The following is a 15,239-nucleotide window of genomic DNA, read 5'->3' as shown; positions in this document are numbered from 1 at the left end:
CAAATTCATTTGCATCCAATCCTTATGCATTGTCCGTCCGAATCACAGCGAATTCACCTTTGGTCTTTTTATCGGGAATTTTCCCGACATTTGGAATTACTCTGCGATGATAAAACGACGTCAATTCATTGGGGGTCTCACGGCCCTGAGCGCAAGTTATCTTTTGGCCGCATGTGGTGGCGGTGGATCCGGCACCGCGGACGACAAGACTGCCGCTGCTGCCGCTGCATCCGGCGCTTCCGGTACCGCGGCTTCCAAAACGGCCGTCGCAAAGACGAGCGATCCGAACAGTGTCTCCATTCCGCCCGCCTCGTCCATCACGGACAACTCCGGCAACGTCTGGACGCTGTCCGGAGGTGTCGGTGGCTCGGTCTACTGCAACGGTTCGCCGGCAAGCAACACCTACAACGTGCAGATGGTCCTGTTTTACGCCGGCGTGATCTATCACGAGGGCACGGGTGGTCAGTTCTACCAATGGACGGGCTCGGGCTGGAAAGGTTGCATCGACCCGCGCCTCGGTGGCACCTCGGCTGATGGCACCACGATCCCCGGTTCGTCGTACATCATCGACAAATCCAACAACATCTGGACGGTGAACAACGGTGTCATTCTCTGCAATGGGGCGCCCGTAGGCAACACGTACAACGTCTCGCTGCTGTTGTGGTACGGCGGCAAGATCTGGCATTGCGGCACGGGTGGCCAGTTCTACGTGAACAACGAGACCGCCGGTCATTGGCTGCCATGTAGCGATCCGCGCACCGCGATCGCACCGGCCGCGGGCATGTTCTACGGCATGAACGGCCACTTCGACTACACCTACACGCCCCAACAGGTCGTGTCGATCCTGAAGGGCATGGGCTGCACCAGCTATCGCGTGGGCTGCACCAACTCTTCGAACCAGCTGAACGCACTGATCGGGCTTGCGCAGGCTTTCCAGTCGGCGGGCATGACGTTGGTCGTGCTGATCAATCAGGGCGTCTACGACTCCAATGGCAACGTGTTCGCCAACGAGAGTGCCGCTTACAACCAGGGTTACTCGGTCGCCCAAGGCATCGCGAACGCACTGAAGCCGTATGGCGTGAACATTTACGAATGCGGCAACGAGTTGACGCGCACGAACGCCACCGTATTGGACTTCACCTCTGCGGGCACGAAGGCGTCGGACTTCAACAACGCGAACTGGCCGGCGATGCGCGGCGTGATGCGCGGCATGATCGACGGCGTGAAGTCGGTTCAGTCCAACGCGAAATGCGGCATCAACTTCTGCGTGAACGATGTCGGCGCAGCGGACGCGCTGTGGGAAGGTATGCAGCCCGATGGTAGCGGCGGCCACCCGACCGTGCGCTGGGATATCACCACGTGGCACAACTACGAGGTGTATGGCGACGTGTTCTCGCTCGGTGCGGACGGCGCCCAACCTGGCTTCGATCTGCCGACCTATTGCAAGGCCCGTTACGGCGTGCCGTTCCTCATCACCGAGTGGAACACCGGACCGGAACGGGACGAGACCTATCGTGGGAACTACATCACGACGAGGCTCGGCGAGTTCTATCAGAATCGCAAGACGCACAATATCCAGGGCGTCATGTATTACGTGCTCGACAGCGGCGACCAGACGTTCGGCATCTTGAAAAACGGCACGCCGTTGAACCCGGCGTACAGTGCGTTCCAAAGTTTCACCGCAGCTAATCCCGACAACTAAGCCGGGGATCTCGACGCAAGCAGCCTTGCGCGTCAGTCAGAATCGCGCCCGAACCCTTGTCTCAGCGTATCGAGGCTAGGGGGCGGGTGTCTCATGCGACTCGAACCCCCTCCATTACCTCCGTCAACGCGCCCGGCGACGACCGCGAAGCCGAGCGGACCCACAATTTAGTACGGGAAACTGAACGATGGGCGTTGCATGGCTCGATCAACGTTCGAGCCTTCTCGCCGCAAGTCCATGTGAACGCGCAAGCCGGGCAAGCCGACCACGCACGAACGGGTCACCCCGATTCGGGCGCGTGCCCCGGCATCGCCCCCCTTAGCGCCGCCGCCTTCCGAGCATCTTTTCAGCCGGTTTGCCCGGGGTCCCTCCGCGATCCTCTGTACAATTGCCCGAAATCGCCCATCGAGCGGCGGTTGCGGGCCGCCGGGCTTTCGCGCGCGGCGGGTCATCTCGCGTTTGGACCCGCGACTCACATCGACTGAATTCATGGCCATTACCTACAAGACTCCCGACGATATCGCGAAGCTGCGCATTGCAGGCCGCCTCGCGGCCGATGTGCTGGCAATGATCGGCGAGCACGTCAAGGCAGGCGTCTCGACCGACGACCTCGACGCGCTGTGCAACGACTACATCGTCCATACGCAGAAGGCGATTCCGGCCAACGTCGGCTATCTGGGCTTTCCGAAAACCGTCTGCACGTCGGTCAACCATGTCGTGTGCCACGGCATTCCGAATCGCGGCGAGATCCTGAAGGACGGCGACATCATCAACATCGATGTCGCGATCATCAAGGACGGTTATTTCGGCGACACCAGCCGCATGTACTGCGTCGGCCAGCCGAGCACGGTCGCGCGTGCGCTGATCGACACGACCTACGAGGCGATGGTGGCCGGCATCCGCGAGGTGAAGCCGGGCGCGACGCTCGGCGACGTCGGCCACGCGATCCAGAAGGTTGCGCAGCGCGAGGGCTTCTCGATCGTGCGCGACTACTGCGGGCACGGCATCGGCAAGATCTATCACGAGGACCCGCAGGTGCTGCACTACGGCCAGCCGGGGCAGGGCGTTCGCCTGAAGCCGGGCATGGTCTTCACGATCGAGCCGATGATCAACGCGGGCCGCGCCGGCACGTCGGTGCAGCGCGACGGCTGGACCGTGATCACGAAGGACCGCTCGTTGTCGGCGCAATGGGAACACATGGTCGCAGTGACCGACGACGGCTATGAACTGCTGACGCCGTGGCCGGACGGCACCGGCGACTACGACGCACCGTGAGCGGGATCGCATATTCTGGTCAATAATAAATTTGACTCGCCGGCCGGTTCGGTTAAAGCTACGCGTTAGGGTTTCCAGGGGTTTTCGTCTGCATGAGTCCGTCATTGACCGTTCGCCGCATCACTGCTGATCAGGGCGCCGTTTTTCGCGAACTCCGCACCGCCTCGCTGCGGGAGGCGCCATATGCCTTCGGCGCGACGCTCGAGGATGCGTTGTCGGCCGATGCCGCCAGTTTCGACGCGACCGCGGCGAATCACGCGGTTTCGCAGTCCGTCGGCACCTTCCTGCTCTACACCGAGGGCCATCCGGCCGGCCTCGTCGAGGCGCATTTCGACGACACCGCGGCGCGCCGCGCGTTCGTCTGCGAATTGTGGGTGGCGCCGGCCGTGCGTCATCTGCGCGGCGGCGAACTGCTCGTCGACACCGCGAGCAGCTGGCTCGCGAATGCGGGCGCCACGGAAATCTACGCGTGGGTCGCCGACACGAACCGCAACGCGATGCGCTTCTACGAGGCGCTCGGCTTTGGCCCGACCGGCGAGCACCGGCGCGTCGAGCGCGCGCCCGAGCAGGTCGAAAGTCTGCTGGTGCGGCACGTGCCGACTACCTCGCAGGTGCTTCAACAGTGATCACCCGGGCGGCGCGTTGCGCGTGCCGCTCGTCTTCGCCGTCCGTTCATCACGGTCTTTTTCCCCCCAGTATTTTTGTTGCGCACCGTCGCGCGTCGATAGCATCGACGACACGCGTCGCGCCCACGCGCGCGAGCACCGATTCTCCCGGGAAAAATAGTGGCCGCGCGCACGTACGCCTGTAAAATACGCAAAATTTTTTGCCGAACGCTATGTCGCCCAAGAAATCGCCCTTTTTCGAACTGCGCAGCGGCTCTGTCGACACGCTGATGTTCGTGGTCAAAACGACCGACCTCGATGCGATGCGTGTCGAGCTGACGCGACGCTTCGAGGCGACCCCCGAATTCTTCGCTAACGACGTCGTCGCGATCGACGTACGGCGTCTCGCCGACAGCGAACGCGTGCCGCTCGCCGATATCGCGCAACTGCTCGACAGCGTGCGCATGCGTCCGGTCGGTGTGGTCGCGAATGCGGAGCAACAGTGGGCGACGGAGTCGGGATTGCCGCTGCTCGAAGCGCGCGACCGACGCGGCGCGCCGGCCAGACAGGCCGATGAGGACAGCACGGCGAGCGCGGCAAGCGCGGCGGCAGGCGCCGAGGCAAGCGCCGGCACGAGCGCGGCCACCAGCACCGCATCCGCAACCGCCAGCACCGCTTCCGCCGCCGTCGAACCCACCTCCGCCGCCGAGCCGGTGCGCCTCGCCACGTCGCCGCAAACGATGGTGGTCGACAAGCCGCTGCGCTCCGGCCAGCGCATCTACGCGAAAGGCGATCTGGTGGTGCTCGGTCTCGTCAGCTATGGCGCCGAGGTGATCGCGGAAGGCAACATCCATATTTACGCGCCGCTGCGCGGCCGGGCATTGGCCGGCGTGCAGGGCAATCACGACGCGCGCATCTTCTGTACGTGTCTCGAACCGGAACTGATCTCGATCGCGGGCATCTATCGAACGACTGAGAACCCGCTGCCGGCCGACGTGCTCGGCAAGCCGGTGCAGATCTGGCTCGAAGACGAAAAACTGATGATCGAACCGCTGCGGCTCACGTAAAGCGCCGAGAAACGCGCGCTGCCCGAGCGATTTCGGCACGCGGCGTTTCAGGGCGACGCGCGCCGCGCATCAATTGACGCATTTGACGAACACAAGGTAAGGGTAATGGCAAAAATCATTGTGGTGACTTCGGGCAAGGGTGGCGTGGGCAAGACGACCACGAGCGCGAGCTTTGCGTCGGCCCTCGCGTTGCGCGGCAGCAAGACCGCCGTGATCGACTTCGACGTCGGCCTGCGCAACCTCGACCTCATCATGGGCTGCGAGCGCCGCGTCGTGTACGACCTGATCAACGTGATCCAGGGCGAAGCGAATCTGAACCAGGCGCTGATCAAAGACAAGAAGTGCGAGAACCTGTTCATCCTGCCGGCCTCGCAGACGCGCGATAAGGACGCGCTGACGATGGAAGGCGTCGAGAAGGTCATCAACGATCTGATCGCGATGGACTTCGAATACATCGTCTGCGATTCGCCGGCCGGTATCGAGTCGGGCGCGCTGCTTGCGATGCACTTCGCCGATGAAGCGCTGATCGTTACGAACCCGGAAGTGTCGTCGGTGCGCGACTCCGATCGCATTCTCGGCATCCTGTCGTCGAAGACCAAGCGTGCGATCGAAGGCAAGGAGCCGATCAAGGAGCATCTGCTGATTACCCGCTACAACCCGAAGCGCGTCAGCGAAGGCGAAATGCTGTCGCTGACCGACATCCAGGAAATTCTGCGCATCGATCTGATCGGCGTGATTCCGGAGTCGGAAGCGGTGCTGCACGCGTCGAACCAGGGTCTGCCGGCCGTGCATCTGGACGGCACCGATGTGGCCGAAGCCTATAAGGACGTCGTGTCGCGTTTCCTCGGCGAGCAGAAATCGCTTCGCTTTGTCGATTACCAGAAGCCCGGGCTGCTGCAGCGCCTCTTCGGCACCAAGTAAGGGGAGCGCACGTAATGTCGATTCTTTCGTTTTTGCTGGGCGAGAAAAAGAAGTCCGCGTCGGTAGCGAAGGAACGCCTGCAGTTGATCATCGCGCACGAGCGCGCCGGCGGCCATGCGCCCGCCGATTATCTGCCTGCGTTGCAACGCGAACTGGTGGCCGTGATCTCGAAGTACGTGAAGATTTCCGATGACGACATTCGCGTGAGTCTCGAGCGTCAGGACGATCTCGAAGTGCTCGAAGTCAAGATCGAAATACCGCAGGCCTGAGCTTCCGATGGACCGCGGTCCATCTCGCATCATGTGCAGGACGTCGCATTGCATCGTGTTGGTTCGACGCGATGGCGTGCGGCGTTCGGCTGTTGCTCTGGCTTCTGTCTGAAGCCGTCTCTTCGCGCCTGCACGGCGCTCCTCATTTCCCGGTCGAAATAAACCGTTGCACTTCAGCGGGTGCCGTTACACGCGCATCGTCAGCCTCGTGTCGCCCTCGCGCATTAAACGGGTAACGCCGCATCCGGTGTTCAACCTAAGAGGAAATCATGAACAGAAGCTTTCGCCTGCTGCTTGCCAACACCGTTCTGATCGCCGCGGGTGCCGCCGCGATCGCCTCGGCTTCGGCCGCGGAAGTCATCATCGTCGCGCCGTCCGCGCCGCCCGTCGAACGCTTCGAAACGGTGCCCGCGGCGCGCGCCGGCTATGTGTGGGATCACGGTCACTGGCGCTGGGATCACGGCCGCTACGTGTGGGTCGCCGGGCACTGGCAGGCCGAGCGCGTCGGCTATCACTGGATGCCCGGCCACTGGATCGAGCATGGTCCGAACTATCGCTGGGTCCCGGGACACTGGGCTTGATGCGGCCGTCGATCGTGCTTGCGCCGCGCCGCGCGTGGTCGTCTACTGACGCGGCGAGCCGGAAGCATCCGTCGTGATGTCGTCTGCGGCATCACCGGCGGGCGGCTCGCCGTCGACGCTTCCCGCTTCCGGCACCTCGACCTCGGGCACTTCCGGCACCGGCGCGGGCGCCGGTTGCGGCAGCGGCGCCATGTAGCGCTCGGCGAGCGACTCATAAAGCGGCGGTGCGAACAGGCGCGACACGCGGCTCGCGATCAACGCGGTGGCCATCAGCGAAATCACGAGCGCGTGACCGTCGATCATCTCCATCACGATCACGAACGACGTGATCGGCGACTGCGTGACCGCGGCCAGATAGCCGACCATCGCGAGCGCGATCAGCATCGGCAACTGCATCGAATCGAACACCATGTGCAGCAGATTGCCGAAGCCCGCGCCGATCGACAGCGACGGCGCGAAGATGCCACCCGGAATGCCGGGCAGGTACGAGCCGACCATCGCGATCATCTTCAGGAACGGATAGAACACCGACAACTGCCCGTGTCCCTCCAGCAGGCCACGCGCTTCGGTATAGCCGCTGCCGAACGTCGTGCCGCCCGCGATTACGCCGACCACGGCGATTGCGAAGCCGCACAGCGCGGCGAACACGACCGGCCGCTCGCCGTGCAACTGACGCAGCGGCGCCGGAATCCAGCGCGCGGTGTTGAGCAGCAGCCAGCCGAAAATGCCGCCCGCGATGCCCGTGACGATTGCGGTGAGCACCACCGCGACGGCGAGCAGATCGGGGAAATGCGCGCCGATCCTGATCGTGCCGAAATACGTGTAGTTGCCATTCAGGCCCAGCGCGACTACACCCGCAACGACGATCGCGGTGATCAGCACACCGCTCGTGCGGGCCTCGAAGCTGCGCGTCAATTCCTCGATTGCGAACACGACGCCCGCGAGCGGCGTATTGAATGCCGCCGATAAACCCGCTGCCGCGCCCGCCAACGCGAGCTGCCGTTCGATCTGCGCATTCGAGCGCGGATAGAAGCGGCGCAGATTGAACATCAGCGCGGCGCCGACCTGCACGGTCGGTCCTTCACGGCCGATCGTCAAGCCGCCGAGAATCGCGATAAACGATACTCCGATCTTGCCGAGCAGAATTCGCAGCGAGAGCAGCCTCGCGCCGTACCCGCGCTGCTTCGTGTGCAGCGTCGCGATGACCTGCGGGATGCCGCTGCCCTCGGAGCCGCGAAAGAACTTGCGCGTGAGCCAGACCGCGAGCGCCGCGACCACAGGTGTGATCACGAGCGGTGCCCACGGATATCGCTGCCGGACATCGAGAAACGCGTCATAACCCCAGTCGATCAGACGCGCATAGAGCACCGCGACCAGACCGACGGCGATGGCACCGAGCCAGAAGATGCCGTATTGCCGCCACAGGCGTTTCGTGCGCCGCATGACAGCGTGCGAACGGGAAGGGAAGGGCCGGGACATGAATTGGATTCGTGCAAAGGGCCCAGTATAAAACGTGCGGGACAGGCCTGAATGCGTGAAAGACTTTTGAAAAAATGAACTACGATGGATTGTCAGGCGTATATCTTTTGTTGTAATTCGCCGTATTGAAAACCGGACCGGGCACAATGCCCATTTGGCAGGGGAGCGGTAATAACGTCGGCTAGAATAGTTTCCACTTCGGAAAACGAAGAGACCCTCAATGAAGCGAATCCTAATCGTCAAGGTCACTTCACTAGGCGATATCGTGCAGGCGCTGCCAGTCGTCGCCGATATCAAACGCGCATTTCCTGGTGTTCAGGTGGATTGGGCGGCGGACGAAGCATTTGCAGAAGTCGTGCAGTGGAGCCAGGGCGTCGATCGCGTGCTATGCGCGCCGCTGCGCCGCTTCAAGAAGTCGCGTCGCTGGAGCGATCTGAAGGCGATCTGGGCATCGATCGGCGAGCTGCGCGCGTATCACTACGACTACATCATCGATATTCACGGCGTCTACAAGAGCGCGATCATCGCCTTCCTCGCGCGCTCGTCGCGGCGCTTCGGCTATCAGTCTCAGGATCTGGGCGAGCGGGGCGCCGCGTTCGCCTATACCGGGCGTTTCGGTCCACGCCCGCAAGGCAGCGCGTGGCACGGCATGCGCATCAGCGCTAGCGAGGTGCTCGGCTACGAAGTGGAAGGCCCGCCCATCTACGGCCTGCGGCTACCTGCAGTCGTGCCGCAGCCGTTCGCGACGCAGGACGCGCCTGTCGCGGCGCTCTTTCATGCCACCTCGAAAGCCGAGAAGAAATGGCCGCTCACCCATTGGGTGGCTGTCGGGCGCGAGTTGAGCGAGCGCGGGTTTCGTGTGGTTCTGCCGTGGGGTTCGGACGGTGAGCTTGCCGAAGCCTTGCAGATCTCCGCACAAGTGCCGGGCGCGACCGTGCTGCCGCAAATGAGCGTGACCGAAGTCGCGCAGATGATCGACGCGTGCGCGCTCGTGGTCGGTACCGATACGGGCTTCGTGCACCTCGCGCATGCGCTGCAGAAGCGCACCGTGATGATCTTCGTCGCGACGTCGCCCTCGCATTGCGGCGTCGAGACGCCGTATCGCTCGACCTCGATCGGTGACGGTCGCTCGGTACCGCCCATTAGCGCGGCGCTCGAAGCGATCGACTATGTACACGCGGCAGAGCCGGTCCTCGCTATGCAGCACGGATCGGCCGCCGCCTGAGTTCACGCAATCGTTTGCGCAAAAGAAAAAGAGGCGCGACGCGTAGTCCACCCCTGCGGGCGGGGACTGCATCGTCGCGCCTCGAAGAACGCCCGTGTCGGGGAACAGCGGGCGGAGAGGAATCGATTACACGTCTGTTAAAACTGTCGCTTTTCGTTGGACGCCGCAGCGTCCGATGCGCGCACGCCAAGGCGGCCAGCGGGTAGGTCGCGGTGCATCGAGGCTCGCGCGGCGCGCGTTGAACCGCTCGATTGCGGCGACGCTGGCGCGGCCAGCAAGGCTTCGATCGCGACAGTGCGCTCAACGGAGTATAGGCGGTGTTTTTCGCCAGGGCGGCGTGATCAGGCGATAGCGGGGCAGGTCGTTCGAACACGCCGGTCCACCGCGCCGATCCTGTAACGGCCCGGTGATCTTCCCTTACAAATGGCAACGTTCGCCGCGGCGCGCATCGTGTCCAATCGGGTCATTCGGGGTTTGCGCTCGAATCAATCCGACTCGATGGAGAACAACATGAAACGCTTGATCCTGACTCTCGTGGCCGGCGCACTGCTGGCATCGGCGCTCGGCGGTTGCGTCATTGCGCCGGCGCCGGGCTACTACTACGGCGGCGGTGGCTACTACCATCACGGCTACTACCGCTAAGCCGCGCTCGAGCTCCTCGATCCACTGGTCTCAGGCGACCAGCATTTCGAATGCGACCACCGCGGCAATAGCCGCGGCGTTCGCGGCCAGCGCCTCGACCACGATGGATTTCCATGACGCCGGACGGAAGCGCAGCGCGAGCAGCAGCGAGCCGAGCAAGGCCAGCGCGATGATCATCACGATATCGGCATTGTGAAGATGGACGTTCATGCGAGTCTCCCTGTTTTTTATAGGGTTATGTCAGGGAGTATAGGCAAGTCAAAAAGACGCGCAAGGCGGGGGACTACCCGGGCCGCCGAGCGGAAATGTCGAAGCAATAATGCCCATTGCATATTGGCGCAGACGCGTAAAAACTGCGCGTGAGCGGCATCGGTCGAACTTCGGCAAACGCGAATCGACGCAAGCGTGGTTGCGTCGATTCGCATTGCATCACTTCATCAGACTCGCGTCACGCGTCTCGCGCATGCAAAGCACGCCGACGAGACTCACGGCCGCCGCGACCGACACGTACGCGCCGACCCACGGCAAGCCGCCATGCGCGGCCAGCACCTGCGCGATATACGGCGCGACCGACGCGCCGAGAATCCCGCCGAGGTTGTATGCGACGCCGGCTCCCGTATAGCGCACATTGGTCGGAAATAGCTCTGGCAGCAGCGCGCCCATCGGCGCGAACGTCACGCCCATCAGGAACAGCTGGATCACGAGGAACAGCAGCACCAGCAACGGCTCACCGCTGCCGAGCAGCGGCGCCATCGTGAAGCCCGACAGGATCGCCGCGATGATGCCGACGATCAGCACCGGCTTGCGCCCGAAGCGGTCGCTCGCGCGGGCCGACAGCGGCGTCGCGATCGCCATGAACACGACCGCGATGCACAGCAGGCCGAGGAACGTCTGCCGCGGAATATGCAGCGAGCCGACGCCGTACGACAGCGAGAACGTCGTCGCGTTGTAGAACAGCGTGTAGCAGACCACCATCGCGAGCGCGCCGAGCACGGTCGGCACCCAGTGCTGCGAGAACAGCGTCGCGATCGGCACGCGCACGCGTTCCTTGCGCTCGATCGCGGCCTGGAACGCGGGCGTCTCGGCGATCTTCAGCCGCACGTACAGGCCGAGCGCGACCAGCACCGAGCTGACGAGGAACGGCACGCGCCAGCCCCAGCTACGGAACTGCTCGTCGGAGAGCGACATGGCGAGCGCGAAGAACAGGCCGTTGGACGCGAGAAAGCCGATCGACGGTCCAAGCTGCGGAAACATGCCGAACCAGCCGCGTTTGCCGGCCGGCGCGTTTTCGGTGGCGAGCAGCGCGGCGCCGCCCCATTCGCCGCCGAGGCCGATACCCTGGCCGAAACGCAGCACGCACAGCAGGATCGGCGCGAGGCTGCCGATCGCGTCGTAGCCCGGCACGAAGCCGATCAGCGTGGTCGACAGGCCCATCACGAGCAGCGACGCAACCAGAGTCGACTTGCGGCCGATGCGATCGCCGAAGTGGCCGAACAGGAACGAGCCGATCGGTCGCGCGACGAACGCGATGCCGAACGTGACGAACGCGGACAGCGCTTGCGCGGTGGCCGAGCCATGCGGGAAGAACACCGGTCCGATCACGAGCGCCGCGGCGGTCGCGTAGACATAGAAATCGTAGAACTCGATCGCGGTGCCGATGAAGCTCGCGAAGATGATCCGCGCGCGACTGTTTTGCCCGCTTGCGGGCTGAGCCGCGGAAATCGGCGAAGTGGACATGCAGGGGTCTCCAATTGTCGTGAGGCCGCGGCGCGCCGAGCCTTGATTCGCAGACAGGCGGCGCGCGAGGGCGGCATCCTCGTTGAGGTATAGGTTTGGGCGCCGCACGCGGGTGGCGCCGCGGCTGAGTCGGCTCATGCGCCGCGCCGACGGGTGTGCGGGCGGCGTGAGCCATGCCGGAAGGCTCCGGCGCGGGGAATCGGAAAATTATAGCGAGCGCGCTCGTCGCGCAGCAATGGCGGCGTAAGCTTGCGCGGCAACGAGGGGTGCGTTGAGAGCTATGCGCAATGACTCGAGCAGGTCACCTGTGGCCTGGCCGATGCGGTGATGCGCGAGATGGCGCGTGTCAGCGCACGCGCCAAGCACGCTCATTCGTACGTTTCCGCTTGCGGCGAGGCGAGCTCGCGCAACTGGAACTTGCCGTTGTCGTTGAACAGCCAGTCTTCGAACAGCTCGAGCTGGCCGCGGCCGTTCAGCAGCTTGCCGGGCGGTAGCGGCAGCGGCGCCGAGCGGCGCAGCGACGCGAGCGCGGTGCTTTCGGCTTCGTCGTCGCCGTTGGTGCGATACACCGACGACTGGACGATGCGTCCATCACGATCGACGGTGAACGACACCACCACCAGCGAGCGCAGCATCGGCTGAGGCCTGCCCTGGAGCACATACGACGGATTGCGCTCGACGATTCGTCGCGCGACCGCGTCGCGATATTGATCGAGCGTCGCGCTGTTGATCGCGGCGACCGGTGTGCTGACGGTTTCGTGCGGCGTCAGCGGAGTGATCGTGCAACCGGCCACGGCAACGACACCAAGCGCGGCGAGCAACAGCCGATGCCTGGGTGCTGCGGTGAAGAAGTGCGGGGCCACACGGGGAACAGAACGGGGAGAAGTGCGCGAGAGCATCGTCGACGAACCGCGAGGAGAACCTGATTGAATGGTAGTCAAAAACCGGCGGGATTCAATTGGCGTTCGCCCGCTGAATGTCGTTGCGCATGTGCCGCTGACGCGCTTTGCTTTCCGATGCAGTGGCCGGAAATATGCACGCGTTGGTCGGCGGGCGAAACCCGCCTACACTCTGGCGGCCTCATGCTAAGGCATCGGTGGAAGTCTTTTCAGCCCGCTTCTCGCGGGCTTTCTTTTACCTGCGATTCGCCAATTGCACGCGGCAACAAAAAAGGCGAACCCGCCAAACGGGTCCGCCTTTTCGCTCTCGGTTCAACCAGCCACGCCGCAAGCCCAGGCTCACGGCGCTGCCCAATCGTCGATTACTTCAACGCCGCACGCGCCGCCTTCACCGCGGCCAGCACCTGCTCAGGCGCGGTGCCGCCCGGATGATTGCGGCTCGCCACCGAGCCCTCGAGCGTCAGATACGAGAACACGTCGTCGCCGATCAGATGCGCGACGTTCGGCAGTTCGCTGCGCATTTCGTCGAGCGTCAGGTCCGCGAGGTCGCAGCCGCGGTCGGCGCATACGCGTACCGCGAGCGCGACGGCTTCGTGCGCGTCGCGGAACGGCAGGCCGCGCTTGACCAGATAGTCGGCGAGGTCCGTCGCGGTCGAGAAGCCTTGCAGCGCGGCGTCGCGCATCGCCTGCGGCTTGACCGTAATGCCGGCGACCATTTCAGCGAAGATGCGCAGCGTGTCTGCGACCGTATCGACGGTGTCGAACAGCGGCTCCTTGTCTTCCTGGTTGTCCTTGTTGTACGCGAGCGGCTGGCCCTTCATCAGCGTGAGCAGCGCCATCAGATGACCGTTCACGCGGCCGGTCTTGCCGCGCGCGAGCTCGGGCACGTCCGGGTTCTTCTTCTGCGGCATGATCGACGAGCCGGTGCAGAAACGGTCGGCCAGATCGATGAAGCCGACGCGCGGGCTCATCCACAGCACCAGTTCTTCGGAGAAGCGCGACACGTGTGTCATCACGAGCGCGGAGGCGGCCGTGAATTCGATCGCGAAGTCGCGGTCGGAAACCGCATCCAGCGAATTCGCGCAGATGCCGTCGAAGCCGAGCGTCTTCGCCACGGCGTGACGATCGATCGGATAGCTGGTGCCGGCGAGCGCAGCCGCGCCGAGCGGCAGACGGTTCACGCGCTTGCGGCAGTCGACCATGCGCTCGGCGTCACGCGAGAACATCTCGACGTAGGCGAGCAGGTGATGGCCGAACGTGACCGGCTGCGCGACCTGCAGGTGCGTGAAGCCCGGCATGATGGTCGCGGCGTTCTGCTCCGCGATGTCGAGCAGCGCTATGCGAAGTTCGGTGAGCAGCCCGCCGATGCGGTCGATCTCGCCGCGCAGCCACAGGCGGATGTCGGTCGCGACCTGGTCGTTGCGCGAGCGGCCGGTATGCAGGCGCTTGCCGGCGTCGCCGATCAGCGCGGTCAGGCGCGCTTCGATGTTCAGGTGCACGTCTTCGAGATCGAGCTGCCATTCGAACTCGCCGCGCTCGATTTCACCCTTGATCTGCGCCATGCCGCGCTGGATCGCGGCGAGGTCGTCGGCGGAAATGATCTTCTGCGCGGCGAGCATCGACGCGTGCGCGAGCGACCCTTCGATGTCGACGAACGCCAGACGCTTGTCGAAGAAGACCGACGACGTATAGCGTTTGACGAGCTCCGACATCGGCTCCGAGAAGCGAGCCGACCAGGCTTCGCCTTTTTTGTGCAGTTGGGACGTCATGGTGTTGGGCGGTAAAAACGAGCGGTGAAGAGGCTGGCGACGCGAGTGCGCGAGTCGTGCAGAAGCGCCGCCGCAGCGAAGAAAGACGGAGATTTTAACACCGGGCGAGGGCGGCCAAGGCGCTGCCGCCCATCGCGGACCCATTCGCGGGCCCATTCGCGGGCCTATTCGCGCACCAGCACCACCAGCTTCAGATCTTCGCGATGCGCGGGCTTGAAGGTGATCTGGTCATAAACGATGCGCCCGTCGCGCGGATGGTTGAACTCGCGCCTGCCGCCCTCGCGCCCGCCGACGTCCTGCGAGGCCCAGTAGCGCGCGAACTCGTCGCTCGCGGCTGAAAGCGAATCGATCAGCCCACGCGTGGGCGCATCGTTCAGATGGCGGATCGAGTCGGCGCGGAATTCGGCGGCAAGCCGTCGCGCGCGCGTTTCCCAATCGACGATCAACGCGCGCGCGGCCGGCTCGGTGAACGTGTAGCGCAGCAGGTTGCGGTCGTGCGCGCCGTCGAGCCAGCCGACGAACAGATCGGCCGCGCGCTCGTTCCACCGGAGCGCATTCCACTGCCGGTCGAGCACGTAGGCCGGCGTGTCGATGAGCTGCACGGTTTGCAGCAGCGTGGCGGGTGCATCGGCGGCGGCCGGATCGGGCTCGGCCGGATCGCGCTGCGCGGCCAGCTCGAACAGATACGCGCGCTCGGCGCGCGACAGCTGCAACGCGACCGCGATGCGCGCGAGCGCATCGGCGGAAGCGGACACCGGCCGGCCCTGCTCGATCCACGTGTACCAGGTCGGGCTCACGCCGCATAACTGCGCGACTTCCTCGCGCCGCAGACCGGGCGTGCGGCGGCGCGGCCCTGGCGGCAGACCGACCGCCTGCGGCGACAGCCGCTCGCGATGGGCGCGGATGAAGTCGCCGAGTGCGCGGGCCGGCGTAGCGTCGAGCGGCGGCGGGTGATCGGCGGAGGACGGCGTCGTCATGCTATCGGCTGAGCGTGGAGGGGAGCAATAGAGATACCAGAATAATTGCCGGACTTGTACTGGTACATGGCGGGCTCTATTGTAGCGGCTG

The 15,239-nt window shown here is 64.2% G+C and carries 15 protein-coding genes; 9 read left to right on the top strand and 6 right to left on the bottom strand.

Annotated features, from left to right (window positions below):
* The first annotated feature begins 106 nt into the window (after window positions 1-106).
* From G5S42_RS25475 to G5S42_RS25445, 7 genes are all read left to right on the top strand, one after another.
* Window positions 107-1,702 carry a hypothetical protein gene (locus tag G5S42_RS25475; protein WP_176109279.1) on the top strand — a complete coding sequence of 532 codons (1,596 nt, stop codon included), beginning with the start codon at window positions 107-109 and terminating at the stop codon, window positions 1,700-1,702.
* A 489-nt stretch (window positions 1,703-2,191) separates the two neighbouring features.
* A complete protein-coding gene (map, locus tag G5S42_RS25470; RefSeq protein ID WP_176109278.1) occupies window positions 2,192-2,977 on the top strand; it encodes a type I methionyl aminopeptidase in 786 nt (261 codons plus the stop codon).
* A gap of 92 nt (window positions 2,978-3,069) precedes the next feature.
* On the top strand, window positions 3,070-3,603 hold the full coding sequence (locus G5S42_RS25465) for a GNAT family N-acetyltransferase (protein ID WP_026227959.1): 534 nt from the start codon (window positions 3,070-3,072) through the stop codon (window positions 3,601-3,603).
* A gap of 212 nt (window positions 3,604-3,815) precedes the next feature.
* Window positions 3,816-4,649: a septum site-determining protein MinC gene (gene minC / locus G5S42_RS25460; RefSeq protein WP_176109277.1), complete on the top strand. Its 834-nt coding sequence runs from the start codon at window positions 3,816-3,818 to the stop codon at window positions 4,647-4,649.
* A gap of 105 nt (window positions 4,650-4,754) precedes the next feature.
* Window positions 4,755-5,570, top strand: a complete 816-nt coding sequence (minD, locus tag G5S42_RS25455) for a septum site-determining protein MinD (protein ID WP_013088749.1) — start codon at window positions 4,755-4,757, stop codon at window positions 5,568-5,570.
* 14 nt (window positions 5,571-5,584) lie between these two features.
* Entirely contained in the window at window positions 5,585-5,839 is a 255-nt protein-coding gene (gene minE, locus G5S42_RS25450) for a cell division topological specificity factor MinE (protein WP_008922443.1), read from the top strand.
* 269 nt (window positions 5,840-6,108) lie between these two features.
* Window positions 6,109-6,420: a YXWGXW repeat-containing protein gene (locus G5S42_RS25445; protein WP_176109276.1), complete on the top strand. Its 312-nt coding sequence runs from the start codon at window positions 6,109-6,111 to the stop codon at window positions 6,418-6,420.
* A 42-nt stretch (window positions 6,421-6,462) separates the two neighbouring features.
* Here the strand turns inward: G5S42_RS25445 and G5S42_RS25440 are convergent, their stop codons facing one another.
* Window positions 6,463-7,899, bottom strand: coding sequence for a chloride channel protein (locus G5S42_RS25440; protein ID WP_246392075.1), 1,437 nt, complete (start codon window positions 7,897-7,899; stop codon window positions 6,463-6,465).
* A gap of 220 nt (window positions 7,900-8,119) precedes the next feature.
* Here G5S42_RS25440 and waaC point away from each other — a divergent pair, with 220 nt between their 5' ends.
* Both waaC and G5S42_RS45250 read left to right on the top strand, forming a co-directional pair.
* Window positions 8,120-9,124 (top strand): lipopolysaccharide heptosyltransferase I, encoded by a 1,005-nt coding sequence (gene waaC, locus G5S42_RS25435; protein ID WP_176109275.1) that lies wholly within the window; start codon window positions 8,120-8,122, stop codon window positions 9,122-9,124.
* A gap of 510 nt (window positions 9,125-9,634) precedes the next feature.
* Window positions 9,635-9,766, top strand: a complete 132-nt coding sequence (locus G5S42_RS45250) for a hypothetical protein (protein ID WP_013088753.1) — start codon at window positions 9,635-9,637, stop codon at window positions 9,764-9,766.
* A gap of 30 nt (window positions 9,767-9,796) precedes the next feature.
* Here the strand turns inward: G5S42_RS45250 and G5S42_RS25430 are convergent, their stop codons facing one another.
* From G5S42_RS25430 to G5S42_RS25410, 5 genes are all read right to left on the bottom strand, one after another.
* On the bottom strand, window positions 9,797-9,976 hold the full coding sequence (locus G5S42_RS25430) for a hypothetical protein (RefSeq protein WP_013088754.1): 180 nt from the start codon (window positions 9,974-9,976) through the stop codon (window positions 9,797-9,799).
* Between the two features lie 219 nt (window positions 9,977-10,195).
* Window positions 10,196-11,503: an MFS transporter gene (locus G5S42_RS25425; protein WP_176109274.1), complete on the bottom strand. Its 1,308-nt coding sequence runs from the start codon at window positions 11,501-11,503 to the stop codon at window positions 10,196-10,198.
* A gap of 368 nt (window positions 11,504-11,871) precedes the next feature.
* A complete protein-coding gene (locus G5S42_RS25420; protein ID WP_176109273.1) occupies window positions 11,872-12,402 on the bottom strand; it encodes an energy transducer TonB in 531 nt (176 codons plus the stop codon).
* Window positions 12,403-12,764: 362 nt separating this feature from the next.
* Window positions 12,765-14,171 (bottom strand): argininosuccinate lyase, encoded by a 1,407-nt coding sequence (gene argH / locus G5S42_RS25415; protein ID WP_176109272.1) that lies wholly within the window; start codon window positions 14,169-14,171, stop codon window positions 12,765-12,767.
* Between the two features lie 164 nt (window positions 14,172-14,335).
* Window positions 14,336-15,148 carry a helix-turn-helix transcriptional regulator gene (locus tag G5S42_RS25410; RefSeq protein ID WP_176109271.1) on the bottom strand — a complete coding sequence of 271 codons (813 nt, stop codon included), beginning with the start codon at window positions 15,146-15,148 and terminating at the stop codon, window positions 14,336-14,338.
* Between the last annotated feature and the right edge of the window lie 91 nt (window positions 15,149-15,239).

This window comes from Paraburkholderia youngii (assembly GCF_013366925.1).
Taxonomy (GTDB): Bacteria; Pseudomonadota; Gammaproteobacteria; order Burkholderiales; family Burkholderiaceae; genus Paraburkholderia; species Paraburkholderia youngii.
Note: the sequence above shows the minus strand (reverse complement) of the source record. Positions and strands in the feature narration are given on the sequence as shown.